Raw genomic sequence first — 23,569 nt, forward strand, 5'->3', positions numbered from 1 at the left:
CAGGGGTTTCTCACCGCTACGTAGCCACCGGGCATAGCATGTCTGGCGGTTTTCTATTAGAATTGGCTATTTGCGCGTCAGCGCATTGAATCGCGCAACCTAGCATCACCAACCGGATGAGTTCTATGGAGCAAACCCCGCAGTCGCAGCTTAAACTCCTTGTCGCCAAAGGTAAAGAACAGGGCTACCTGACCTATGCCGAGGTGAATGATCACCTTCCGCAGGACATTGTCGACTCCGATCAGATCGAAGACATCATTCAGATGATCAACGACATGGGTATCCAGGTGGTGGAAAACGCCCCCGATGCCGACGACCTGATCATGTCCGACGCCACCGCCGACGAGGATGCTGCCGAAGCGGCAGCCCAGGCGCTGGCATCTGTTGAATCCGAGATTGGCCGTACCACCGATCCGGTCCGCATGTACATGCGTGAAATGGGTACCGTCGAACTGTTGACCCGTGAAGGCGAAATCGACATCGCCAAGCGGATCGAAGACGGTATCAACCAGGTGCAGAGCTCCGTGGCCGAATACCCGGAAGCGATCACCTACCTGCTCGAGCAGTACGACAAGTTTGAGGCCGAGCAGCTTCGTCTCTCCGACATCATCTCCGGTTTCGTCAATCCCGACGAGGCCGATGAGATGGGCCCGACCGCCACTCACATCGGCTCCGAGCTGGGTGAGGATGACCTCGCCGACGAGGACAGCTCCGACGAAGAGGAGGAAGACGAGGACGAAGAGGGCGACGGTAACGACGATGACGGTGACGGTGGTCCGGATCCGGAAGTGGCTCGCGAGAAGTTTGCCGAGCTGCGCGCCCAGTACGAGATCACTCGTCAGTCGATCCGCTCTAACGGTCGTGCTCACGAAGAGACTCAGGCCGCCATTGCCCAGCTGGCCGATGTGTTCCGTCAATTCCGTCTGATGCCCAAGCAGTTCGACCGCTTGGTCAACAACATGCGCGAGATGATGGAGCGCGTGCGCGTGCAAGAGCGCCTCATCCTGAAGATGTGTGTCGAGCAGGCCAAGATGCCGAAGAAGACTTTCGTCTCCGCCTTCACCAACAACGAGTGCGAGACCGCCTGGTTCGAGTACCAGAAGCAGGCTGGCAAGGCCTGGTCTGCCCCGCTCGCAGCCATGGAAGAAGAGGTGTTGCGCTCCATCGGCAAACTGCAGCAGATCGAAGAGGAGACCGGTCTCTCCATCGCCCAGATCAAGGATATCAACCGCCGCATGAGCATAGGTGAAGCCAAGGCTCGCCGTGCCAAGAAGGAGATGGTTGAGGCCAACCTGCGTCTGGTTATCTCGATCGCCAAGAAGTACACCAACCGCGGCCTGCAGTTCCTGGATCTGATCCAGGAGGGCAACATCGGTCTGATGAAGGCCGTCGACAAGTTCGAATACCGTCGTGGCTACAAGTTCTCGACCTATGCCACCTGGTGGATCCGTCAGGCCATCACCCGCTCCATCGCGGATCAGGCCCGCACCATCCGTATCCCGGTGCACATGATCGAGACCATCAACAAGCTCAACCGTATCTCCCGTCAGATGCTGCAGGAGATGGGCCGCGAGCCGAGCCCGGAAGAGCTGGCCATGCGCATGGGCATGCCGGAAGACAAGATCCGCAAGGTGCTGAAGATCGCCAAGGAGCCCATCTCGATGGAGACTCCCATCGGTGATGACGAAGACTCCCACCTGGGCGACTTCATCGAGGACACCACCCTTGCCCTGCCGGCCGATGCGGCCACCAGCGAGAGCCTGCGCAACGCGACCCGCGACGTGCTGGCCGGTCTGACCGCCCGTGAAGCCAAGGTACTGCGCATGCGTTTCGGGATCGACATGAACACCGACCACACCCTTGAGGAAGTGGGCAAGCAGTTCGACGTTACCCGTGAGCGTATCCGTCAGATCGAGGCAAAGGCGCTGCGCAAGCTGCGTCACCCGAGCCGCTCAGAGGTGCTGAGAAGCTTCCTGGACGACTAAACCGCCAAGATGAAAAGGCCTCTCTCGAGGCCTTTTTTATTGTCCTCTGGCTGGCTAATCCTTGCTCAAGTGATTGATATGCCTATGGACTGCCCCTGGTGATTCCCCTATAATCGCCGCCACTCGCAAGAGTTTCGGCCCCTTAGCTCAGTGGTCAGAGCAGGCGACTCATAATCGCTTGGTCCCCAGTTCAAGTCTGGGAGGGGCCACCAGATTCCAGAGGGCAGCGCATCGCGCTGCCCTTTTTCTTTGATGGCTGCCGGCCATAGTCCCCGCCTATTTATCCGCAAGGAAAGAGCCATTGGCTCATCCCACCTGTCTCCCTGCACACTGGCCTCCTCAATCTGATACCAGGAGTCACTCATGCTGACCGTACGCCACCATATGCTGCATCAATTCCCCCTGCTCGAGGTGGATACTCCCCTCTCCCTGGCGCTGGATGCCTTGCGTCAGAGCGGGTTGGGAGGCTTGCCCGTGGTTAACGGTGGGCGGCAACTGATCGGTTTCCTCTCGGAACGGGATTGCCTGCCCACCCTGCTGAGCGCCAGCTATCACTGCGACGTTCGTACCCGGGTGGGGGATCTGATGAGCCAGGAGCCTCTCGCCGTGGAGGGAAAAGAGAGTCTGCTCGCGTTGGCAGAGCGAATGACCGCTTCGGCTCCGCGCCTCTATCCCGTGGTTGAGGGAGGGATCGTCATCGGGGTGATTGGCCGTCGTCAGGTGATGGATGCGCTCCACCACCTGCTCAAGGCATGTCAACCGACCCGAGACTAGCCCTTCTCCTGATCGATGACCCGGCAGCGGATCGGCAGGGTAGCCATGGCACAGCCTGCCGACAGACTACGTACGAAGGCGACGGCCTTGACCAGATCCCCGGTGGCGATTTTCAGCTCGTTGGGAATGCGGCCGTCGTTGGTCATGTCGGTATCGACCACGCTGGGACAGAGGCAGCAGACTCGCACCCCATGGGGCAGCAGCTCCTGGTAGAGGGATTGGCTATAGCTGACGATGGCGGCCTTGGTGGCCGCATAGGCGCCAATCTTGCCAACCGGCTCGAGCCCGGCCATGGAGCCGATGTTGTAGATCTCCCCCCGGCCCTGGGTTTTCATCTTGCGTGCCACCAGATTACAGATAGCCATGGTGGTGATGAGGTTGATGTTAACCATGGTGCCGAGCTGCGCCAGATCCATCTCCACATGACCGGCGTTGAGGACTCCGGCGCTGCTGACCAGCACATCCAGTCTGGTATGGCGTGCCAGCAGAGCCTCAACCTCCCTGAGCGCCACATCAGGTGAGGCAAAGTCAGTCGCCAGTGTCTCGATGACGATCCCTTCATGGCTCGCTTGCAGTGCCTGGCGGCACGATGCCAGCTGGTCGGCCGAGCGTGCAACCAGCAGCAGATCATACCCCTGGTCGGCAAAATAGACGGCCAGGGCCCTGCCGATCCCCCGGCTGGCCCCCGTGATCAGGGCAATTTTCTTCATCGCTTCACTCCTGCATCAATGAAGGGGCATGGTAGCGCAAATGGCTGCATTGGGGGAAAAGAGGGAGCCCGGCTCCCCCTCACAGGATCACTCCTGCTTCTCCACGACGGCCGTCATGTGACCACGGGGCAGCAGCAGGTTGAGCAACATGGCGGTGATACCGCCGGTGGCGACCCCGAACGAGAGCACGCTCTTGAGCAGATCCGGCAGGTGTTGCAGCACCTCGGGTACCTGAGCGACGCCGAGGCCCATGGCCAGCGACACAGCCAGTATCATCAGGGCGCGGCGATCCAGAGCCTCGCGGGAGATGATGCGTACCCCGGCGGCGGCTATGGTGCCAAACATGACGATGGTGGCCCCCCCCAGCACAGGCTCGGGGATCTGCTGGATAAGGGCTGCGACCCCGGGCAGCAGGCCGAGCAACACCAGCATGGCAGCGATGAAGAAGCCCACGTAGCGGCTGGCCACCCCGGTCAGCTGGATCACCCCGTTGTTCTGGGCGAACACCGACATGGGGAAGGTGCCAACCAGGGCGGCCAGCATGGAGTTGAGACCATCAGAGAGCACGCCCCCCTTGATGCGGGCCATGTAGACAGGCCCCTCCACCGGCTCGCCAGAGACGTCCGAGGTGGCGGTCATGTCACCGATGGCTTCAAGGGCCGTCACCACGAAGATGACGGTGATGGGGATGAAGAGATACCAGTCGAATGCCAGTCCCACATGCAGGATGCGCGGCAGGGCGATCCACTCCTCTGGCAGGGTCGGCAGGGTGACACGCCCGAGCAGGAAGGCAACCCCGTAGCCCAGCATCATGGCGATGACGATGGCCGACAGGCGCAACCAGGGGTTCTGACTGCGCTGCAGCAGAACTATGGTGAGCAACACCAGCAGGGAGAGGCCGAGGTTTTGCAGGCTGCCAAAACTGCCGTCCTGCATGGCGGCAAAGCCGCCGCCCATGCTCACCAGTCCCACCTTGATCAGGGTCAGGCCGATCAGCAGCACGACGATGCCGGTCACCAACGGGGTGATCACCTGGCGGATCAGGTGCAGGCAGCGGCTCACGACGATCATGCTGAGGGAGGCGACCAATATGGTGCCAAACAGGGTGGCCAGCATCTGCTCCTCGGGCATGGCGGCCTGCTTGAGGGCCAGCCCCGAGGCGATGATGGGGCCGAGGAAGTTAAAGCTGGTGCCCTGTACCGACAGGAGTCCGGAGCCTACGGGGCCGAAGCGGCGGGTCTGGATGAAGGAGGCGATCCCTGACATCAGCAGCGACATGGAGACGATGTAACGGCTCTCCCCGGCGCTCAGCCCCAGGGAAGAGGCGATGATGAGCGGCGGTGTGATGATGCCGACGAACATGGCGAGCATGTGCTGGAGGGCCGCGAACAGGGTCTGGGGCAGGGGTGGCCTGGCCTCGAGGCCGTAGATGAGGTCGCTGGGCGCATGGGGGCGGGCACTGGTCATGATGGTACTTCTCTGTCTTCGGGTTGCAAGAGACCGCTCGCGCCTGGAGACGCGAGTCGGTGGAATGGGGTAATGAAAGGGCCCGCAATGCGGGCCCTGTTTCGGTGGGCGTTACTCGCCCTGTTCGCGCGCGATGGCGCGCCAGCCGATATCGCGTCGGTAGAAGACGCCGTTCCACTGGATGCGGGCCGCCAGCTGGTAGGCGCGCTTCTGCGCCTCGGCGACCGTGTGGCCCAGCGCAGTGGCGCACAGCACGCGGCCGCCGGCGGTGACGACAGTGTCCCCCTCGAGGCGGGTGCCGGCGTGGAACACCTTCTCTCCGCTCGCCTCTTCCACCGGCAGACCGCTGATGGGCAGCCCCTGGACGTAGTCACCCGGGTAGCCACCGGCGGCCAGCACCACGCCGATGGCGGTGCGCGGGTCATAGACGGCCTCGACCTGATCCAGCTTGCCGGCGCAGGCCGCCAGGCACAGCTCCACCAGATCCGAGCGCATGCGCAGCATGATGGGTTGGGTCTCGGGGTCGCCGAAGCGGCAGTTGAACTCGATCACCTTGGGGTTGCCGTTGCCGTCGATCATCAGGCCGGCGTAGAGGAAACCCGTGTAGACGTTGCCCTCGGCGGCCATGCCGCGCACGGTCGGCAGGATCACCTGCTCCATCACCTTGCGGTGCACCTCGTCGGTGACCACGGGGGCCGGGGAGTAGGCGCCCATGCCGCCGGTGTTGAGGCCGGTGTCGCCATCGCCGACCCGCTTGTGATCCTGACTGGTGGCCATCGGCAGCACGTGCTCGCCGTCGACCATGACGATGAAGCTCGCCTCTTCCCCCTCGAGGAACTCCTCGATCACCACCCGGGCGCCGGCGTCGCCGAAGGCGTTGCCGGAGAGCATGTCACGCACCGCCTCTTCGGCCTCGTTCAGGGTCATGGCGACGATCACCCCCTTGCCGGCGGCCAGGCCGTCGGCCTTGACTACTATGGGGGCGCCCTTCTCGCGCAGATAGGCCAGGGCCGGCTCCACCTCGGTGAAGTTCTGGTACTCGGCGGTCGGGATGGCGTGGCGCGCCAGGAAGTCCTTGGCAAAGCCCTTGGAGCCTTCCAGCTGGGCCGCGGCGGCGGTCGGGCCGAAGATGGCCAGCCCCTCGGCACGGAAGGCATCGACCACCCCCTTCACCAGCGGCGCTTCCGGCCCGACGATAGTCAGGCCGATGCGCTGCTCCTTGGCGAACGCCAGCAGGGCCGGGATGTCGGTGGCCGAGATGGCCACGTTCTCGATGCTCCCTTCGTGGGCCGTGCCGGCGTTGCCGGGGGCGACGAACACTCGGGTCACCAGGGGGGACTGCATGGCCTTCCAGGCCAGGGCGTGCTCGCGGCCGCCGTTACCGATCACCAGTACTTTCATGGTCTGTTTCCGTTGCTCTTGTCGTCGTAGTTATCAGCAGGGCAGCCTTGGCTGCCCTGTGTCCGTTTATCAGTGGCGGAAGTGGCGCATCTTGGTGAAGACCATGGCCATGCCGTGTTCGTCGGCGGCGTCGATCACCTCCTGGTCGCGCATCGAGCCACCGGGCTGGATGACGCAGGAGATGCCGGCGGCGGCGGCCGCATCGATGCCGTCGCGGAACGGGAAGAAGGCATCGGAGGCCATGACGGAGCCCGCCACGGTCAGCCCTTCATCCTCGGCCTTGATGCCGGCTATCTTGGCGGAATAGACGCGGCTCATCTGGCCGGCGCCGACGCCGATGGTTTGCCCCTCTTTGGCGTAGACGATGGCGTTGGACTTGACGAACTTGGCCACCTTCCAGCAAAAGAGCAGATCCTTGAGTTCCTGTTCGGTGGGCTGGCGCTTGCTGACTACCTTGAGATCCCCCAGGGTCACCATGCCGAGATCGCGCTCCTGCACCAGCAGACCGCCGTTGACGCGCTTGAAGTCAAAGCCCTGGGCCGGCGCACTCCACTGGCCGCACTCGAGCAGGCGCACGTTCTGTTTGGCAGCGACCGCGTCGCGGGCTGCCTGGCTCACGATCGGGGCGATGATCACCTCGACGAACTGGCGATCGACGATGGCCTTGGCGGTGGCGCCATCCAGTTCACGGTTGAAGGCGATGATGCCGCCAAAGGCGGAGGTGGGGTCGGTCTGCCAGGCGCGCTCGTAGGCGGCCAGCAGGTCGTCAGCTATGGCCACGCCGCACGGATTGGCGTGCTTGACGATGACGCAGGCCGGCTGGTCAAACTCTTTGACGCACTCGAGCGCAGCGTCTGTGTCGGCGATGTTGTTGTAGGAGAGGGCCTTGCCCTGCAGCTGGATGGCGCTTGCCACCGAACCCGGAGCAGCCTGCTCTTCGGCATAGAAGGCGGCGGCCTGGTGGCTGTTTTCGCCGTAGCGCATGTCCTGCTTCTTCACGAACTGGCTGTTGAAGGTGCGCGGGAAGCGAGACTCCTCGTCGCCCTCCTTGTTATCGCCATAAGAGGGAACCAGGGTGCCGAAGTAGTTGGCGATCATGCCGTCGTAGGCGGCGGTGTGCTCGAAGGCTTTGATCGCCAGATCGAAGCGGGTGGCAAGGCGCAGGCTGTTGCCGTTGCCGTCCATCTCGCGGATCACGCGGTCATAGTCGGCCGCCTTGACGACGATGGTGACATCCTTGTGGTTCTTGGCGGCGGAGCGGACCATGGTCGGCCCGCCGATGTCGATGTTCTCGACGGCGTCTTCCTGGGTGCAGCCGGGCTTGGCGACGGTGGCGGCGAAGGGATAGAGGTTGACCACCACCATGTCGATGGGGGCGATGGCGTGTTCGCTCATGATGGCGTCGTCACGATCGCGACGGCCGAGGATGCCACCGTGAACCTTGGGGTGCAGAGTCTTGACGCGGCCATCCATCATCTCGGGGAAGCCGGTGTAGTCGGAGACTTCGGTGACCGGCAAGCCGGCGTCGGCCAGCAGCTTGGCGGTACCACCGGTGGAGAGCAGATCGACACCACGCTCGCTCAGGGCGCGGGCGAACTCAAGGATTCCGGTCTTGTCCGAGACACTCAGCAGGGCACGGCGGATGGGCCTGGCTTGTTCCATTACTCTATCGTCCTCAAGGTGATAGGGACCCGGCACGCGCACGCACAGCAAGAGTCCCCGTGACTGTGATGGGGGAATTTCTCAAAGGCGACTGGACCAGTCGACTTTAGGAAATACCCGCTTGAGGGTGAGGCTGCGTTGTCGGCGCGCATTCTACACAAAAAATGTGAGCCGTGGGGGATTTTTTAAAGCGGCAAAGCCTTGTGTGGTGCGGCGGTAAACGTTTGTCTTTGATTTTGCGGAAAACGATTGTCTTCTGCTCCTTATTCGGACGTTGATGGCATGGCGCGGGTTGGGTCGGTGGGCATTGACGTGTAGAGTGGTGCCACCACAGAGGAGGGAACATGTACCGAATTGGTGAACTGGCCAAGGTGTGCGGCATCAAGGCCGACACCCTGCGCTTTTACGAGAAGAGTGCCCTGATTGCCCCGAGCATTCGCAGTGAGGCGGGTTACCGGCTCTACAGCGAGGCGGATCGGCGCCGTCTCGAGTTTATTCTGCGGGCCAAGTCGGTGGGTTTCTCTCTGGCCGATATCGGCGAGCTGCTCGCCCTGGAGCAGAACAAGGCCAATGTCACCTGCCAGGAGGTCAAGGGGGTGGCCGACGCCAAGCTCGTCCAGGTGGAGGAGAAGATCCGCGAGTTGACCCGTTTTCGCGAGAATCTCAAGGCGCTCTCGGATATTTGCTGCGGTGGGCCACGCTCGGCCGAGCACTGCGCCATCCTCGAGACCCTGGAGTCGGGGGGGGCAAGCAGCCACGAGCACCACAGCCACTGCGAGGAGTAAGGGCGAGCGCCCTTGCATAGTGGGCGGCTTGGGCGCACAATCGGCGCGTTTTTTGACCGCCCCGCGGGGCATGTAACCGAGACAGAGAGGAGCCGATATGGCCAGGAAGACGCCGGTGGTCGACGCCACCATCGCCCACGATCATCAGCGTGGCACCGTGAATGACAACCACCTTAAGGCGCTGGTGACTTCGCCCCTGTTCCAGGTGCGGGTCGATAAGAGCGGCAAGGGAAAGGGCAGCTTCCAGCGCACCCCCAAGCACCGCAAGGGGTGGGAGTGCGGTCAGCAGTCGATGATGTTCGTCGCCTGCTGACCGCACTTCCCCCTCTTATTCGTCCATAAACAGCTCGAGCAGCACGTTGAGATAACGGTGACCCAGTGCGGTCAGCTGCCAGCTATCCCCGTGATCGATGATCAGCTCCTTGGTCCTGGCGATCGCCAGCACACTCTCGACTCGCTCCAGCGCCAGCCCGGTGTAGGCGGTGAACTCCGCCTTGGGCACCGGTTCAAACAGGCGGAAGCGGTTCATGAAGAACTCCAGCGGCAGATCGTCCTCCTCCACCACCCAGCGTTGATCCAGATAGGGCCGGCCCGGATCCAGATACCCCTTGGGATGTTTGACCTTGGCGGTGCGCACTATCTGTCCCTCGGCGGGCAGGGTCAGCTTGCCGTGGGCACCACAGCCGATGCCGAGGTAATCCCCGAAACGCCAGTAGTTGAGGTTGTGATGGCACTGATACCCCTCTTTGGCGTAGGCCGAGATCTCGTACTGGCGGTAGCCGCTGGCGGTGAGCAGGGCGTGGCCACGTTCATAGATATCCCACAGCACCTCGTCTTCGGGCAGGCGTGGTGGCTTTGAGGCGAACGCCGTGTTCGGCTCTATGGTGAGCTGGTACCAGGAGAGATGGGGCGGGGCGCAGGCGATGGCCTGCTCCAGATCGTACAGGGCGTCGTCCAGGCTCTGATCCGGCAGGCCGTGCATCAGATCCAGATTGAAGGTGGGCAGCTCAATGGCATGGGCCAGCGCCGCGGCGGCACGCGCCTCTTCGGGGCCGTGAATGCGGCCGAGTCGGGCCAGCTTCTCCTGCTGGAAGCTCTGCACCCCGATGGAGAGGCGGTTCACCCCGGCGGTGCGAAAACCGGCGAACTTGCCCGCCTCGACCGTGCCCGGGTTGGCCTCCATGGTGATCTCGCACCCATCGACCAGGGGAATGCGTGCGCGCACCCCGTCCAGCAGTGCCTGCATCGCCTCGACGCTGAGCAGGCTGGGGGTGCCACCGCCGATAAAGATGGAGTGCAGGGGGCGACCCTGGGCCATCGGCAGATCCTGATCCAGGTCATCGAGCAGGGCGGCCACGTACTCGAGATGGGGCAGCTCCCCCTTCTGGGCGTGGGAGTTGAAGTCGCAGTAGGGACACTTCTGCACGCACCAGGGGATGTGGATATAGAGGGAGAGGGGAGGCAGTTGCAACATGGCGGTTCCAATCAACAAAACGGGGCCCATGGACCCCAGTTTATCGCACTTTGTGAGGGTCAGTCGGCGGCGGCGAGGGCGGCCTTGAGTCGGGCCAGGGCCTGGCCGCGGTGGCTCAGCTGGTTCTTGCGCTCGGCCGGCAGCTCGGCACTGGTGCACCCCTCACCGGGGACGAAGAAGACAGGGTCGTAGCCAAAGCCGTTCTGGCCGCGCAGCTCCTCGGTGATGAGACCCTCCCAGCTGGCCTGGCAGATGAGGGGGGTGGGATCGTTCTCGTGGCGCATGAAGACCAGCACACACCAGAAGCGGGCGGTGCGCAGGTCGGCCGGTACGCCGCTCAGCTCGGCCAGCAGCTTGTCGATGTTCTCCCGATCGCTGGCCTGATCGCCGGCGAAACGGGCAGAGTAGACGCCGGGGCGCCCCTGCAGCAGATCCACCTCGAGGCCAGAGTCATCGGCCACCGCTGGCAGACCGGTTACCTTGGCCGCATGGCGGGCCTTGATGATGGCGTTTTCGACGAAGGTGGTGCCGGTCTCGGCCACCTCACTCACCGCAAACTCGCTCTGGGGCACCACCTGGATGTCGAGATCCGCCAGCATGGCTGCCAGCTCCTTGACCTTCTTCTGATTGCCGGTCGCCAGTACGAGTTTGTTCATCATCCACCTCCGAAATTTAGACCCCCGCATTCTAGGGCCAGGGGGCTGGCGGGGAAAGCTGCATTTTTCACACCATCTGTACGGTGATGGGGTGGGTCCACCCCCCGTATGGGGAGGGGTGTCAGAAAAGGCAGGGGCTGTTGACTAATTTGTAACCACTGACGAGTGGGCTGAGTGCTCAGGAGCAGGTGTTCGCGGGAGGCAAGGATGAGAGAAGGGACGCGTTGGCCGTTGCATTACCGATTGATGGCGATCTGTTTGTTGATAGCCCTGATTCCGGCGCTATTGGGGGCCCTGCTTATCGAGCGCAGTGCCAGCCGAGCCTTGCAGGAGCAGGTGTTCGGCCATCTCACCTCGGTGCGGGAGATCAAGCTGACCCAGATTGCTGAATACCTGGCACGGCAGAAGGAGATGCTCAGGGTACTGTCCGATACCCTCTCTGATCTCTCGGAGGATGGCAGCGACTGGCAGCATCACCACGATCTGCTCGACGGCTATGTGAAGCAGCTTCACTTCTACGATCTCTTCGTGATCGATGAGACTGGCCGGGTCGTCTACACGGTGGCCAGGGAGCCCGATTATGGCACCGACCTGGTGAATGGCCCCTACCGGGAGTCCGGACTGGCCGAGCTCTTTCGGAAGGTGACCGGGAGCGGCGCCTTTGCCATGGTCGACTTTGCCCCCTATGCCCCCAGCAAGGATGAGCCTGCCGCCTTTATCGGCCAGCCCCTTCGTCTGGCCGATGGCCGCACCCTGGTGCTGGCACTACAGCTCTCTATCGATGCCATCAACCGCATCATGCAGACGCGAGAGGGGATGGGTCAGACCGGCGAGAGCTATCTGGTCGGTCCCGATGGCCGTATGCGTTCCGACTCCCTGCTGGATCCGGAGCAACACTCGATTCGAGCCTCATTTGCCGGCACGCTGGAGCAAAACGGTGTCATGACCGAGGCGGTGAGAGGGAGCCAGTCCGGTGAGAAGGCAACTCGCCTCATCCTGGATTATCGGGGTAACCGGGTACTCTCTGCCTATGCACCACTGCATTTTGAGGGGATCTCCTGGAGCCTTGTCGCAGAGCAGGACGAGAGCGAGGCGCTGGCGCCTGTTCAGAGCCTGCAGCACTTGCTCTGGGGGATCCTGGCCGCTGCTTCTCTGCTCTCTCTGGGGATCTCCCTCTGGGTTGCCCGCAGTGTCACCAATCCTCTGGGGGGTGAGCCCGAGCAGATGCTCTCGCTGACCCGGGCTATCGCCAGTGGCGATCTCACGGGCAAGCTGGAGGCAAGCAGGGACGAAAGTGTCTGCGGTGCTCTTGGGGTGATGCAACATAGCCTGCGGGAACTCATTGGCAGCATCAGTCGGGCCAGTACCCTGATCGCCCAGAAGGCGGAGGAGACGAGCACCGTCTCTTCCCAGAGTACCGGGGCCATCACGGCACAGAGCCGGGAGATCGAGGTGTTGGCGAGTACCATGGACGAGATGGCCGCCTCGGCGGCGGAGATCAGCCAGCATGCCCAGGCGGCGGCGAGCGATGTGCAACAGATCGAGGAGAGCCTCAGGGAGATGGGCCAATCGGTGGCGGTGACCCGGACCCGGGTCGAGCAGGCCGAGACGGCGGCCGTCGAGGCCAATGCCTCCATGACGCAACTGGAGAGGGATGCCGGTGCCATCAGTGGTGTCCTGGGCATCATCACCGGTATCGCCGATCAGACCAACATGTTGGCACTCAATGCCGCCATTGAGGCGGCCCGTGCGGGTGAGCAAGGGAGGGGATTTGCCGTGGTGGCCGGTGAGGTCAAGACCCTGGCCGAGCAGGTGCAATCCTCCATCCGTGACATAGAGCACCTGGTCACCAGCCTCAATGGCAGTGCCGGCAAGGTGTTGGGGGGGATCCGCCACAGTGTGGAGCTGTCACACCTGACTCTGGAGGGGACGGCGGGCTTGCAGGGCGCATTGGGACGGGTGGCCGATGCCGTCTCCGAGATCAATGGTCACGCCCTTCACACGGCCACCGCGGCCGAACAGCAGGCCAGTGCAGCCGAGGAGATCGCAAGGGCGATCAACGGGATCGGCGTGGTGGCCGAGCAGAGCCGCGAAGGGGCCAGGCAGACAGCGGCGGCAAGCCAGGCGCTGGTCGAGCTCTCCTGTGAGCTGGAAGGACTGACCCGGCGTTTTCGTCTCGACGGCCTCGTCAGCCAAGCAGGGTAAGGTCACTCACCAGGGTGAGCTCACCGTTGTAGGTGGCGCCGGTATCGAGCCAGCACAGGTTGCCAAGGCGCAGCCAGCGGCTATCGCGCAGAGGAGTGTGGCCCATCACCACCCGGTCGATGCCGCTCACCTCCTCCGGATGTTGTCCCCCCAGTTGCCATCCCATCAGGCGGCCCCGCTCCCAGAGCAGGGTCCGCCTGTGCTGCAGGCAGAATGTCTCGTCGAGGTCGTTCCAGTCGCTGCTGCCCGGGTCTGCATGTACCACACCAATGCGGGCCCCCCTCGAGGTCTCGACCGTCAGTGCAAGAGGCAGGGCTGCGAGGCGTGGCAGGAAACGCCTGGCTTGCTGCTGCTGTTCGGCATTCAGTCGATCGAACCACTCCCCCCCATTCCGTCGCCAGCGTAGCCACTCCTCTTCACTGCCCTGCAGTGCCCCCAGCATCATGGCTTCGTGATTACCCAAGACGGTGCGAAACCAGGGGCGCTCGAGCAGAGAGAGGCAGGCGAGGCTATCGGGGCCCCGGTCGATGAGGTCCCCCACGCCGATGAGCATGTCCCCCCGCCCAGGATTGAACCCGGCGTCGGCCAGCTTCTCGCGAAGCAGGGAGAAACAGCCGTGCAGGTCTCCCATGAACCAGGCTCTGCCATCGACCTTCAGGGTTTGGTAGGGATGATTGGGTTCTGTCAACGATGACTCCGGTGCAAACGATTGCAGTATTTCCCTTTTGGAATAACAGCGGTGAACAAATGCCATTTCCATTCATGTCATTGAGCCCGTAGACTGCGCCGACTTTCACTCATGGGTCAAGAAGGAGGGATTGAAGATGGGATTGTTGTCTCTTTTGGTGCTGCTGGTGTTGTTCAGTCCTCTGGCCATCGATATCTACTTGCCTGCTATTCCCCAGATGGCCGAGTCTCTCGGCGCACCGGTGGAGTGGATGCAGGGCACCATCACCTGGTTCCTGTTCAGCATGGGAGTGGGCCAGTTGTTGGCCGGCCCGCTGGCCGACCGCCACGGGCGTCGACCGGTGGCCCTGTGCGGTATCCTGCTCTATTGTGCCAGCGCCGTGCTGGCGGGCTTTGCCAGCAGTCTGGGCGCCCTGATGATGGCTCGGGTGTTGCAAGGCCTGGGAGCCTGCGCCACCTCGGTGGCCGCCTTCTCTGTGGTTCGTGACAGCTATGGCCCGAAAAAGAGTGGCCAGATGATCTCCTACCTGAACGGTGCCATCTGCTTTATTCCGGCGCTCGCGCCTCTGCTCGGTGGCTGGCTTACCGCCCGCTTCGCCTGGGAGGCCAACTTCTGGTTTATGGCCGGCTATGCCGCGATCGTCGGCAGCTGGCTCTGGTTCACCATGCCCGAGACCCGCCCGGCCGAGACCCGCAGCGAGGGGCCATTGATCGCCTGGGAACGGTATCGCCCGGTGCTGGGAGACAGCAGATTCCTGTTCAATGCCTCACTGTGTATGTTGGCGATGGCGGTCATCCTCGCCTACGTCACGGCAGCTCCGGTGCAACTGATGGTCAAGTTGGGACTGGACATGAATGGCTTTAGCCACTGGTTTACCGCCAACGCCGCCCTCAACATCATCGCCTGCTTCATGGCGCCGCGCCTCATCGGCCGTTTTGGGCCGCGTCGAACCCTGCGTGCCGGTCTGCTCGTGATATCCTCGTCGGCACTGCTGCTGACCTGGCTGCGCGGTGTCGAGACGCCGCTCGCCATGATGGGGCCCGTCTTCCTCTCCAGCATTGGCTTTGCCATGGTGATGGGCTCGGCTGCCGGCATGGCCCTGGCACCGTTCGGCCACTGTGCCGGCACCGCTGCCGCCCTGCTTGGCCTGCTGCAGATGAGCGGTGCCGGAGCCCTGGTCGGGGTCACGGGGGCGCTTGCCGCCTCGTCCATGCAGCAGCTTGAGATGCACATGTGGCTGATGTTGCTGCCCCTGTTGTTGCTACTGACTCGACGTGGTCGCCGCCTGTGTGATACCGGAGTCTGAGAGAGGAGTTCGTGATGGCGCTGAATACCGCTCTGGTCGGCTATGGCTATGCCGGCAAGACCTTCCACGCCCCGCTGCTGCGCAGCGCCGAGGGCATAAGGTTCACCACTGTGGTCAGCCGGGATGCTGACAAGGTGCATGCCGACCTGCCCGGAGTGCGGGTGTGTGACATGGCCACCATGCTGGCTGACCCCGAGATTGCGCTGGTGGTTATCGCCACGCCGAACGACACCCATGCCCCGTTGGCGCGGCAGGCCCTGTTGGCCGGCAAGCATGTGGTCATCGACAAGCCGTTTGCCCTCGATACCCGTGAGGCCGAGTCGCTGATCGCCCTGGCCGAGACGCAGGGACTACTGCTCAGCATCTTTCACAACCGCCGCTGGGACGCCGACTTCCTGACCCTGTGCCGTCTCATCAATGAGGGGCTGCTTGGCGAGGTGAGGGTGCTGGAGAGTCGCTTCGATCGCTTCCGCCCCACGGTGCGTCAGCGTTGGCGCGAAGGGAGTGGGCCCGGTGCCGGGCTCTGGTTCGATCTTGGCCCGCATCTGCTCGATCAGGTATTGCAGCTGTTTGGCGAGCCAGACTGGTTGCAGGCGGACATCGCCGGCCAGCGCGAAGGCGCCATGAGCGATGACTACTTCGAGGTGATCCTGGGCTATGGCCGGTGTCGGGTGCTGCTGCGTGCCGGCTCCCTGGTCTCCCATGCGGTGCAGCGCTTCACGGTACACGGTACCCGTGCCAGCTATGTCAAGTCGGGTCTGGATCAACAGGAGAGCTGGCTTAAGGCCGGGCTCTTGCCCGGCCAGCCTGGCTGGGGCGAGGGGGAATCCCGGGGGAGACTCTACACCCGACAGGAGGAGCAGATCGGTGAGGTGACCATTGCCCCCGAGGCAGGGGCCTACGCCAGTTACTATCCGGCCGTTGCCCGCGCGGTGCAGGGGGAGGGGGCCAACCCGGTGCCGGCTGGCGAGGCGCTGCGGGTGATGGCCCTGCTGGCCCTGGCTCGTGACAGCGCCGGGCAGGGGTTGCGCCTGCCCTGCGGGTCAGCTTCTGTCTGAACTCATCACCCTTGGGCAATTTATTGCTGTGAGGGGAGTTGTTGCTCGGCAGATGAAATAATGAGCCATCTGGGGCGTAAATAACGCCAGATTAGTGGAAGATCCTACAACGCATGCAAATATAGCCATCTTTCATCCACCGAAGAAAAAAATCTCATTGAAAGACACGTTTTACTTCCGGTTCCATAGGGATATAGTGCGCGCCGTGTCAGGCCGGAATGTGATCCGGCGCACAGGGATGGTGCCGACCATCTCTCAACCTGTCTTCGAGGAATGACTGATGAACAAAGTACTGGTAGCCGGTATCCTGGGTTTGATGTTGACCGCTTGTGGCCAAAAAGAAGAGGCCAAGGCCCCTGCCGCCGAGCCGGCTCAAGCCGCCGCTGCCGCCGTGAGCGACGCTGCTGCGACCGTTGAGCAGGCTGCCGACAAGGCCGCCGAGAAGGTTGAGCAGGCCGCCGATGCCGCCAAGACCGAAGCCGCCGCCGCCGTGAGCGATGCCGCCGCGACCGTCGAGAAGGCTGCCGAAGAGAGCAAGAAGTAAGCACCGAGATCGGTTTGGCGTTTCGGGACGCCGAATTGACATAGAAAATCCGAAACCCGTCTCCGGGTTTCGGATTTTTTTATATTCTGCCGTGTCGGCAGAGGGTGACTATCAGGGATGCTGGCTGATGATGATGCGACCCGTGGTCATGTTGCGAGCCTGGCCCGTGACCTGGATCTTCAGTCCGTATTCGGGCAACTTGCGGCCCGCATCGGGAATGTCGTCGCTGATGTAGCGCTTGCTGTCCTTGAAGACCCGACGCGGAGCCAGCCACAGATCCCGCAGGAAAGACCCGCTCGAGTGCTTGATCTCCAGCGGGCGTTGGAAGCCCAGGCTGAAGGTGGCATCGTGGATCTGGTAACGGGTACTGGCGACGGCGCCGTCGCTCCATTTCAGGGTGTGTTGATCCGCATCGACTACGCCGAGGAAGCCTTCACCGGGATGGACCCCGACCCAGTTATTCTCCTGGCTGCCATCCACGTACCAGAGCAGCATGCCCGGCTCGTAGCGCATCATCTGTCCGGCAACGTTGATGTGGGCCAGTCCCTTGTCGACACCGGCGTGATTACGCCATTCGGCCAGGTAATAGTGCTCCTTGGCTTCGCTGCCGTCATTCCGGGCGAAACCGGCCAGGGTGAAGGCACTCGTCCCCTCGGCTCCGTCGTTCAGTACCAGGTCGCCGTCGGCTCGGACGGTCAGCTCATCCACGAAGAAGCCCTTCTCGGCCACGCCACCGTCACTCAGGTACTGCAGGGTCAGCTCGATGCGCTGGCCGGCCCAGGGAGTGAGGTCAAACTCGGCATCACTCCAGCCATCCGAGTTACCTGTAATACCTGCGCCAAAACCGACGCCATTGGGATCGTTGCTGGTGGTCAGGTTACCCGTGATGGGTTGGCCATTGACCAGCACCCTGGCGTAGTCATAGTCCTGCTCGATCTGGTACCAGGTCTTGAACGAGAGGGTGGCCTGGCTGCGACCGGTGAGATCGAGCGATACACTCATCCGGTTATCCAGGTTGTTGCCCTTGCCGCCATGGTATTGGAACTGGCCGGCGTAGGGGGCATTGAGCGGCACCTTTTTGGCGGGCAGATTGATACGCACCACGTCGTTGTTACGCCCCTTGTCGTTGGCCTGATCCAGCATGTAGACGTTGCCACGGGCGCCGAGATCGTCGACGTGAACATTGCTGCCATGCTGCCAGTTACCGCCCAGAGAGGCTTGCAGGAACTCTTTGGCCCAGGGTGAGAAACCGGTCGGCTCGGTGCCACCGATGACGCCGGCCCAGGAGCCCGACGACATGACGGACCAGGTGGCGATGGGTTCACCCTTGCCGGTGTACTTGGTGTCGTACTCGTCCGGCAGCCCCAGGTCGTGACCGTACTCATGAGAGCAGACGCCGGCCGCCGCATCGATGGGCTGGATGGTGTAGTTATAGGCCGAGAAGTTGGTACCCGGCAGCTGATAGACCTTACCGAGGTTCCAGCGGTGGGCCCAGATGGCATCTTCACCCAGATCGCCGCCCCCGGCTTCTTCCCCGATGCTGGAGTGGAAGATCATCAGGTGGTCGATGAGGCCATCGGGCTCGTTGCGGTTGCCATCTCCGTCCAGATCGTAGCGATCCTCCTGGTCGAACTCGGACAGGTCGATAGAGGGATCGTTGGCCACCTGGTTGAGGGCTTCCCGCACCAACTCCCGGACGGCAGTCTGGTTCTTGTTGCTGCCGTAATAGGCGGCATTCTGGCTCGCTGTGTACCAGCCGGCGACCTGACCGGCCACGCTATAACTCTGGCCGGACTGCTGCTCGTAGAACTGGCGCATGGAGATGAACTTCTCGCCACTCGGGCCGGCATAGCCCTTGGAGGAGAAGAGCAGATCCTGATAGTGCTCCGGCGCATAGTCCGGGTAGTACATCTTGGTCTGGTCAGGCTTGATGCTGTTTTTCGGGTAGTCCGGGAAGTCGATCAGGATGGCCAGGATGCGGTCGGTTCGTTTGCCGCCGCTCCACTGCTCCTTCTCGATCCCCTTGAGCAACAGGGTCGGGATACGATCGCGCAGGCGCGCCGTACCGTTGAGCTTCACCTTCTTGAGGATTTTGGCGCGAACGCGGGACTCCTGAAAGGCGAGATCGCCGCTGTGACCATTGTAGGCGCTGGCTTTATCCCGATAGAAGCGGGAGAGGATGTTCTGCTCCGCCTCCGGGGTAGCCAGTGCCGGTATGCGTCCACTGTCGCGCAGCATTTGCAGCACCTTCTCCTCGTCTGCCAACGGGGCGTCAAAGGGGCCGTGAACCGGGGCGGCAAATGCGTGGCTTCCAATCATAAGGGTGGAGCCTATTGCCAGGCTCACTATTGTTTTTCTTGTCATCGTTCATGTGCTCCTTCACACGATGGATATGGCGCGAGTCTTCGCTCGCCGTCCCTTGATAACCTCCCGTGCGCCCCTTGTCATCGTGCTGTCATCAGGGGATGCTGTGGTATTGAGCCTGAAAGTTAACGATATGTTGTGACTGAACGCTGGCTGAGCATCTGGATCCACTGGTCGGATGGGTTGTTGTGGAATAAGGTTTCGATCTGGCCTTTTTTCTCTCTCCCCCATTCGGGGGGAGGGAGAAGCGATTGAGCCAAAGAGGGGGGCGCGTTATCCTTGCGCCCAACTTTCCTGCCCTGGAGGCGTTATGAGCACCAACCTGCAAGAGTGGCGTGAAGAGACTCTCGCCATCATCGACGAGCTGCTGGCCGATGGCAGCAATCCCGACGCGGAGTACGAGATTGAGCACCACTTCGCCTGTCAGGACTTTGCCCGTCTGGAGAAGGCCGCGGTGGATCTGTTCAAGGCCGGTTACGAGGTGACCGATGCCGAGGAGATGGAGCTGGACGACGGCGCCACCATCCTCTGCTTCGATGCGATCACCCAGAAGCCCCTCAATGCCGACGCCATCATGGCCGATGTGGAAGCCATGCTGCCCATCATCGCCAAGCATGGTGTGGAGTACGACGGTTGGGGAACCTACTTCCAGGAGTAAGTGATCCTTGCCAAGAGGCCGCTCATTGAGCGGCCTCTTGATTTTTCGCAAGCGTCAGGAAGCGCTCGGCAAACTGTATCGGAGGCAGGGGAGGGCTAAACAGATAGCCCTGCAGCCGTTGACAGCCGGCAGCCACCAACCAGCCGTGCTGTGCCTCTGTCTCGACCCCCTCGGCGGTGATCTGAATGCCCAGCTCCTGAGCCAGGCCTATCACGGAGCGAACGATGGCGGTGGTGGTCGGATTGCTCTCCAGCTCGCGAATGAAGCTGCGATCCAGCTTCAGATTGTGCACCTTGAGGCGGGAGAGGTAGGCGAGGGAGCAATAGCCGGTGCCGAAGTCGTCGATGGCCAGGGAGAAGCCGGCGGCCAGCAACTGACGAAGATTGCTGTCGATCTCCTCGGCATTCTCCATCAAGACGCTCTCGGTGATCTCCAGCTCCACTCTCCCGGTGGAGAGGCCGCACTCATCGATGATGCGGCATAGCTCAAGGCAGAGTCCGGGGTGGCGAAACTGCAGCGGCGAGAGGTTGACCGAGAGCAGCAGCCCGGGGTGATGCGGCTGCCAGCGGGCAAGCTGGGCGCAGGCTCGCCTCATTACCTGCAAGCCAAGAATCCCAATGAGTCCCAGTGATTCGGCCAGCGGGATGAACTCATCGGGAGAGATGGGGCCCAACTCGTCATCGTGCCAGCGGCAGAGCACCTCTGTGCCCAGCAGCTCTCCCCGGGGGGCGCCCATGATGGGTTGATAGACCAGATGCAGGCGCTCCTGACGAATGGCCACGGGCAGGGCCTGTTCCAGATGACGGCTGCGTCGGATGCGGGCGGCCAACTGGGGATCGAAGGGGTGGCAGGTGATGCGCTCGCGCTTGGCCTGAGCCAGGGCCGCCTCCGCATGTCCCAGCAGAAGTTCGGCCTCACTGCTCTCACCTTCGGCATAACCCAGATGGCACTCAATCTGAATCAGGTGATCCTGTACCTGATAGGGAGGGAGAAGCTGGCGGTGGAGCGCCTTGACCCAACTGGCCAGAGGCAGTGTCAGATGGTGCAAGGGCAGCAGCAGGCAGAAGTCATCGGCGGCGAGACGCCCGATCAACGCCTCTCTGGGGGCCAACTGCTGCAGGCGCACGGCAATCTGGCTCAGTAACTGATCTGCCACTCGAATACCGAAGCGGTCATTGATCTCGCGAAAATGCTGAACGTCCAGCATCACCAGGCCGACCGCTTGACGTGGCAGACGCTGGGTCTGCTCGAGCAGGGTCGAGAGTTTCATCAAACCGGTCAGGCTGTCGAAATGGTGAGCGCGCTTGAGCTGCTTCTGGGTCGAGCGCAGTCCGGTGACGTCCCGATAGAGGGTCAGCAGGGCGGGCTCTCCCAGGCCGGGGACGCAGAGTCGGGTCACGGCCAGTTGGTGGAGGCGCCCGACGGCATCCTTGAGGGAGATTTCGACTTCGGCAGCGGGGAGCTCATGGAGTGGATGTCCGGCCAGAGGGAGCGGGAGATCCTCGCGGTGAGCCCCGAGAAACTGCAGCAGGGCGTGGTTGCACTCCACTAACTGGCCGTCCTCCCGGGTCAGGCTGATGAGATCCGGAATGGCGTCGAGTACCCTGCGCAGCAAGTGCTGATGAAGAGAGAGTGCCTCCTCAACCCCCTTGAAGTGAGTGATCTCCTCCACCATGCCGAGCACGGCCAACGCCTCTCCCTGTGTGCCGAAGAGAGGCAGTTTGTGGCTGTTGATCCAGCACTCTTGGCCACCCTCCTGACAACGCGTCTGCTGCCCGATCAAGGGGGCGCCGTGGGCCAGTAGCCGATGATCCTCTTCCCGGTAGCGATCTCCCCAGGGCAGCTCGTGATCGTAGCGTCCTACCAGGTCATCCGGAGTGGCGAAACCGGCCTGCCGGGCAAAGGTGAGGTTACAGAAGAGATAGCGTCCCTCTGGGTCACGGCAGAAGAGGCTGATAGGCAGTTGGTCGAAGACCTGTTGCAACCAGTCGGGAAGGATCAGGGTGGTCACGGGAAGACTCAGGCTACGGTTTGTCCGCAATCTAAGCGAGCGTCGCGGGCTTGTAAAGAAAGGCTCATGCAAAACCGTGAGAGGCTGACAGTTTTTACGGGGCGGTGGATAATACCGGCCTGGCCAGAGGGCCAGTCATCCAAACGAGAAAAGAAAATGAAGAAGGCTTATGGTGCCGCGCTGGTAGCCCTGCTGCTGGGCGGTTGTGCCGGTGACAATGGCAGCAATGAGGACTATCGCTACACGCCCCCCCAGGCGATGGCCACCAACAACACCCAGACCATGCAGATCCCGGTGGATCTGGTGTGGTCCCGGGCCGAGAAATGGTTCAAGGATCACGGCCTGCAGATCGAAAACAGCCAGCGTGGTGCCGGTCTGATGACGGCCTATCTGCCCGAGGCGGCCGACGGCCTGAAGTGGCTCGACTGTGGCTCCATGGGGGCCAAGGTGGTGGCGGGTGAACCCAATGTGCAGGTGAACCTCATCATCACCCAGAGCGGTGACAACAGCGTGGCGACCGTCAACGTCAAGGGCAATACCCGTCTCTACTATGTGGAGTCATCCGGCGAGCGTATCGCTGCGCCTTCCCTCAAGCCTGTCTGCGTCTCTCGTGGCGAGCTCGAAAATGGTCTGTTTGCCACACTGGGCAACTGATCTCTCCCGACAGGCGGGATGACCGCCTGTCACTCTTCATCGAAGTACCACTCCCGTCGCCGTGGGTCTTCCAGGCAAGTTTCTCCTTCGACCATTTGCAGCGGGAATCGCTTGCAGGAGGCGTGAGCCTCTATGCAGGAGGCCAGTACCGGACTGTGCGTGGTGATCCAGAGCTGTGAGTAGCGGGCCGCCTCGGCAATGAGGCGCCCCAGCGCCGGCAGCATATCCGGGTGCAGGCTACTCTCGGGTTCGTTCAGAACGAGCAGGGGCGCCGGGCGGGGGCTGAGCAGCGCAACGGTCAGGCAGAGTAGCCGCAGGGTGCCATCGGAGAGCTCTCGGCCATCGAGGGGGCGGACCAGTCCCCGACGCTCCATCTGAACGGCAAAGCCGGTCTCGAATCGGGTGACTCCGAAGCGGGTATCGGGTAGAGCCTCACCCAGGATGCGATGCAGCAGTTCTTTGTCGCCAATGTCTTCCACCGTCGCGAAGGCCGCCGCCAGATCCTGGCCATCGTGGCCCAGCACGGGAGTGAGTATGCCCGGCCTGGGATGGCGCAGGGGAGAGCCGGGGTGGGTATCGAAGTGGTGATAGAAGCGCCACTGACTCATCAGGTGGCGCAGCTTGGCCAACTCGGGGTAGCGATCCGGCTCGGCCAGGTGTCCGAACACCGATTCATGATGGAGCATGCCGGGGGCATACTCCACCTTCTCCCCGTCCAGATTCTGAGCCATGACGGCCTGGTTGCGGCGCAGCAGCAGCTGGTTGGCAGGAGAGCGGCGCAGGCCGAGCCAGGCCTCTTCCTGTTTGATCTGGGGATCCTGGGTGAAGCGGGAAAAACCGGGGATGGGGGGCGGCAAACCAATCTGCAGCTCGTACCCAAACTGCTCGCTCTGCATGCCGAGTATGATACGGCGCGGGGATCCCGCCTTGTCTCCGCGGCGCCAGCCGCCTGCCCACAGGGCCTGGCTGATGCCTCCCTCGGCGCTGAGGGTTTGCGCGAGATCGCCTGCCGCGCTGCGGGTCAGCAGGCGAAGGGCGTGATAGAGGTTGCTCTTGCCACAGCCGTTGGGGCCCTGCACCAGATTGATACGACCGAGGGACATGCGCAGTTTGCGTACCGAGCGGTAGCCGCTGATCCAGATCTCGTGCAGCACAGGGGAATTCCGG

Annotated in this window: 20 protein-coding genes and 1 tRNA gene; 11 read left to right on the plus strand and 10 right to left on the minus strand. The window is 62.5% G+C overall.

Translation table 11 applies throughout. The features are described 5' to 3' along the window. Positions 1-116 precede the first annotated feature (116 nt). The 3 genes from rpoD to AB5Y48_RS04315 all read left to right on the plus strand — a co-directional run bounded on the left by rpoD (position 117) and on the right by AB5Y48_RS04315 (position 2,759). The gene (gene rpoD / locus AB5Y48_RS04305) at positions 117-1,985 is read left to right on the plus strand and encodes an RNA polymerase sigma factor RpoD (RefSeq protein ID WP_224163584.1); all 1,869 of its coding nucleotides are present in this window, start codon (positions 117-119) and stop codon (positions 1,983-1,985) included. A gap of 136 nt (positions 1,986-2,121) precedes the next feature. Continuing rightward, positions 2,122-2,197: transfer RNA gene (locus AB5Y48_RS04310), tRNA-Ile, on the plus strand. A 151-nt stretch (positions 2,198-2,348) separates the two neighbouring features. Then, positions 2,349-2,759 (plus strand): CBS domain-containing protein, encoded by a 411-nt coding sequence (locus tag AB5Y48_RS04315; RefSeq protein ID WP_136614362.1) that lies wholly within the window; start codon positions 2,349-2,351, stop codon positions 2,757-2,759. Here the strand turns inward: AB5Y48_RS04315 and AB5Y48_RS04320 are convergent. The 4 genes from AB5Y48_RS04320 to purH all read right to left on the minus strand — a co-directional run bounded on the left by AB5Y48_RS04320 (position 2,756) and on the right by purH (position 7,999). Then, positions 2,756-3,469, minus strand: a complete 714-nt coding sequence (locus AB5Y48_RS04320; RefSeq protein WP_050667572.1) for an SDR family oxidoreductase — start codon at positions 3,467-3,469, stop codon at positions 2,756-2,758. The two genes, AB5Y48_RS04315 and AB5Y48_RS04320, sit on opposite strands and share 4 nt — an antisense overlap. Positions 3,470-3,556: 87 nt before the next feature. After that, positions 3,557-4,936: a nucleobase:cation symporter-2 family protein gene (locus AB5Y48_RS04325; protein WP_050667571.1), complete on the minus strand. Its 1,380-nt coding sequence runs from the start codon at positions 4,934-4,936 to the stop codon at positions 3,557-3,559. A 111-nt stretch (positions 4,937-5,047) separates the two neighbouring features. After that, positions 5,048-6,337 carry a phosphoribosylamine--glycine ligase gene (gene purD, locus AB5Y48_RS04330; protein ID WP_368163820.1) on the minus strand — a complete coding sequence of 430 codons (1,290 nt, stop codon included), beginning with the start codon at positions 6,335-6,337 and terminating at the stop codon, positions 5,048-5,050. A gap of 69 nt (positions 6,338-6,406) precedes the next feature. Next, positions 6,407-7,999: a bifunctional phosphoribosylaminoimidazolecarboxamide formyltransferase/IMP cyclohydrolase gene (purH, locus tag AB5Y48_RS04335; RefSeq protein WP_368163821.1), complete on the minus strand. Its 1,593-nt coding sequence runs from the start codon at positions 7,997-7,999 to the stop codon at positions 6,407-6,409. Between the two features lie 344 nt (positions 8,000-8,343). Between purH and zntR the strand changes: the two genes are divergently transcribed. Continuing rightward, positions 8,344-8,784, plus strand: a complete 441-nt coding sequence (zntR, locus tag AB5Y48_RS04340) for a Zn(2+)-responsive transcriptional regulator (protein ID WP_050667568.1) — start codon at positions 8,344-8,346, stop codon at positions 8,782-8,784. Between the two features lie 97 nt (positions 8,785-8,881). After that, entirely contained in the window at positions 8,882-9,097 is a 216-nt protein-coding gene (locus AB5Y48_RS04345; RefSeq protein WP_368163822.1) for a ribosome alternative rescue factor ArfA, read from the plus strand. A 15-nt stretch (positions 9,098-9,112) separates the two neighbouring features. Here the strand turns inward: AB5Y48_RS04345 and hemW are convergent, their stop codons facing one another. Both hemW and AB5Y48_RS04355 read right to left on the minus strand, forming a co-directional pair. Then, positions 9,113-10,258: a radical SAM family heme chaperone HemW gene (gene hemW, locus AB5Y48_RS04350; RefSeq protein WP_368163823.1), complete on the minus strand. Its 1,146-nt coding sequence runs from the start codon at positions 10,256-10,258 to the stop codon at positions 9,113-9,115. Positions 10,259-10,317: 59 nt separating this feature from the next. Next, positions 10,318-10,914, minus strand: coding sequence for an XTP/dITP diphosphatase (locus AB5Y48_RS04355; RefSeq protein ID WP_050667565.1), 597 nt, complete (start codon positions 10,912-10,914; stop codon positions 10,318-10,320). A gap of 258 nt (positions 10,915-11,172) precedes the next feature. Between AB5Y48_RS04355 and AB5Y48_RS04360 the strand changes: the two genes are divergently transcribed. Continuing rightward, positions 11,173-13,119, plus strand: coding sequence for a methyl-accepting chemotaxis protein (locus AB5Y48_RS04360; RefSeq protein ID WP_368163824.1), 1,947 nt, complete (start codon positions 11,173-11,175; stop codon positions 13,117-13,119). Here AB5Y48_RS04360 and AB5Y48_RS04365 read toward each other — a convergent pair. Continuing rightward, entirely contained in the window at positions 13,103-13,807 is a 705-nt protein-coding gene (locus tag AB5Y48_RS04365; protein ID WP_136614355.1) for a metallophosphoesterase, read from the minus strand. The two genes, AB5Y48_RS04360 and AB5Y48_RS04365, sit on opposite strands and share 17 nt — an antisense overlap. A gap of 136 nt (positions 13,808-13,943) precedes the next feature. Here AB5Y48_RS04365 and AB5Y48_RS04370 point away from each other — a divergent pair, with 136 nt between their 5' ends. The 3 genes from AB5Y48_RS04370 (at position 13,944) to AB5Y48_RS04380 (ending at position 16,715) form a co-directional block, all read left to right on the plus strand. Further along, positions 13,944-15,113 (plus strand): multidrug effflux MFS transporter, encoded by a 1,170-nt coding sequence (locus AB5Y48_RS04370; protein WP_368163825.1) that lies wholly within the window; start codon positions 13,944-13,946, stop codon positions 15,111-15,113. Positions 15,114-15,127: 14 nt separating this feature from the next. Further along, positions 15,128-16,171: an oxidoreductase gene (locus tag AB5Y48_RS04375; protein WP_368163826.1), complete on the plus strand. Its 1,044-nt coding sequence runs from the start codon at positions 15,128-15,130 to the stop codon at positions 16,169-16,171. Positions 16,172-16,451: 280 nt separating this feature from the next. Next, positions 16,452-16,715, plus strand: a complete 264-nt coding sequence (locus tag AB5Y48_RS04380; protein WP_060587591.1) for a hypothetical protein — start codon at positions 16,452-16,454, stop codon at positions 16,713-16,715. Between the two features lie 111 nt (positions 16,716-16,826). Here the strand turns inward: AB5Y48_RS04380 and AB5Y48_RS04385 are convergent, their stop codons facing one another. Then, positions 16,827-19,079 carry an immune inhibitor A domain-containing protein gene (locus AB5Y48_RS04385; RefSeq protein ID WP_368163827.1) on the minus strand — a complete coding sequence of 751 codons (2,253 nt, stop codon included), beginning with the start codon at positions 19,077-19,079 and terminating at the stop codon, positions 16,827-16,829. A 310-nt stretch (positions 19,080-19,389) separates the two neighbouring features. On the opposite strand from AB5Y48_RS04385, the gene rraB reads away from it, so the two are divergent. Next, positions 19,390-19,737, plus strand: a complete 348-nt coding sequence (rraB, locus tag AB5Y48_RS04390; RefSeq protein WP_193556651.1) for a ribonuclease E inhibitor RraB — start codon at positions 19,390-19,392, stop codon at positions 19,735-19,737. 22 nt (positions 19,738-19,759) lie between these two features. On the opposite strand, the gene AB5Y48_RS04395 is transcribed toward rraB, so the two are convergent. Further along, the gene (locus AB5Y48_RS04395) at positions 19,760-21,748 is read right to left on the minus strand and encodes a putative bifunctional diguanylate cyclase/phosphodiesterase (protein WP_368163828.1); all 1,989 of its coding nucleotides are present in this window, start codon (positions 21,746-21,748) and stop codon (positions 19,760-19,762) included. Between the two features lie 156 nt (positions 21,749-21,904). Here AB5Y48_RS04395 and AB5Y48_RS04400 point away from each other — a divergent pair, with 156 nt between their 5' ends. Next, positions 21,905-22,402 (plus strand): hypothetical protein, encoded by a 498-nt coding sequence (locus AB5Y48_RS04400; protein ID WP_060587587.1) that lies wholly within the window; start codon positions 21,905-21,907, stop codon positions 22,400-22,402. 29 nt (positions 22,403-22,431) lie between these two features. On the opposite strand, the gene AB5Y48_RS04405 is transcribed toward AB5Y48_RS04400, so the two are convergent. Continuing rightward, on the minus strand, positions 22,432-23,556 hold the full coding sequence (locus tag AB5Y48_RS04405) for an AAA family ATPase (protein WP_368163829.1): 1,125 nt from the start codon (positions 23,554-23,556) through the stop codon (positions 22,432-22,434). Positions 23,557-23,569 lie beyond the last annotated feature (13 nt).

Source organism: Aeromonas sp. R6-2 (assembly GCF_040908155.1).
Lineage (GTDB): Bacteria > Pseudomonadota > Gammaproteobacteria > Enterobacterales > Aeromonadaceae > Aeromonas > Aeromonas schubertii.

Excerpts from the sequence above, each read along its gene's own strand:
- rpoD (WP_224163584.1), top strand. The coding sequence starts at position 117 with ATGAGTTCTATGGAGCAAACCCCGCAGTCGCAGCTTAAACTCCTTGTC.
- AB5Y48_RS04315 (WP_136614362.1), top strand. The coding sequence starts at position 2,349 with ATGCTGACCGTACGCCACCATATGCTGCATCAATTCCCCCTGCTCGAG.
- AB5Y48_RS04320 (WP_050667572.1), bottom strand. The coding sequence starts at position 3,469 with ATGAAGAAAATTGCCCTGATCACGGGGGCCAGCCGGGGGATCGGCAGG.
- AB5Y48_RS04325 (WP_050667571.1), bottom strand. The coding sequence starts at position 4,936 with ATGACCAGTGCCCGCCCCCATGCGCCCAGCGACCTCATCTACGGCCTC.
- purD (WP_368163820.1), bottom strand. The coding sequence starts at position 6,337 with ATGAAAGTACTGGTGATCGGTAACGGCGGCCGCGAGCACGCCCTGGCC.
- purH (WP_368163821.1), bottom strand. The coding sequence starts at position 7,999 with ATGGAACAAGCCAGGCCCATCCGCCGTGCCCTGCTGAGTGTCTCGGAC.
- zntR (WP_050667568.1), top strand. The coding sequence starts at position 8,344 with ATGTACCGAATTGGTGAACTGGCCAAGGTGTGCGGCATCAAGGCCGAC.
- AB5Y48_RS04345 (WP_368163822.1), top strand. The coding sequence starts at position 8,882 with ATGGCCAGGAAGACGCCGGTGGTCGACGCCACCATCGCCCACGATCAT.
- hemW (WP_368163823.1), bottom strand. The coding sequence starts at position 10,258 with ATGTTGCAACTGCCTCCCCTCTCCCTCTATATCCACATCCCCTGGTGC.
- AB5Y48_RS04355 (WP_050667565.1), bottom strand. The coding sequence starts at position 10,914 with ATGAACAAACTCGTACTGGCGACCGGCAATCAGAAGAAGGTCAAGGAG.
- AB5Y48_RS04370 (WP_368163825.1), top strand. The coding sequence starts at position 13,944 with ATGGGATTGTTGTCTCTTTTGGTGCTGCTGGTGTTGTTCAGTCCTCTG.
- AB5Y48_RS04375 (WP_368163826.1), top strand. The coding sequence starts at position 15,128 with ATGGCGCTGAATACCGCTCTGGTCGGCTATGGCTATGCCGGCAAGACC.
- AB5Y48_RS04380 (WP_060587591.1), top strand. The coding sequence starts at position 16,452 with ATGAACAAAGTACTGGTAGCCGGTATCCTGGGTTTGATGTTGACCGCT.
- AB5Y48_RS04385 (WP_368163827.1), bottom strand. The coding sequence starts at position 19,079 with ATGACAAGAAAAACAATAGTGAGCCTGGCAATAGGCTCCACCCTTATG.
- rraB (WP_193556651.1), top strand. The coding sequence starts at position 19,390 with ATGAGCACCAACCTGCAAGAGTGGCGTGAAGAGACTCTCGCCATCATC.
- AB5Y48_RS04400 (WP_060587587.1), top strand. The coding sequence starts at position 21,905 with ATGAAGAAGGCTTATGGTGCCGCGCTGGTAGCCCTGCTGCTGGGCGGT.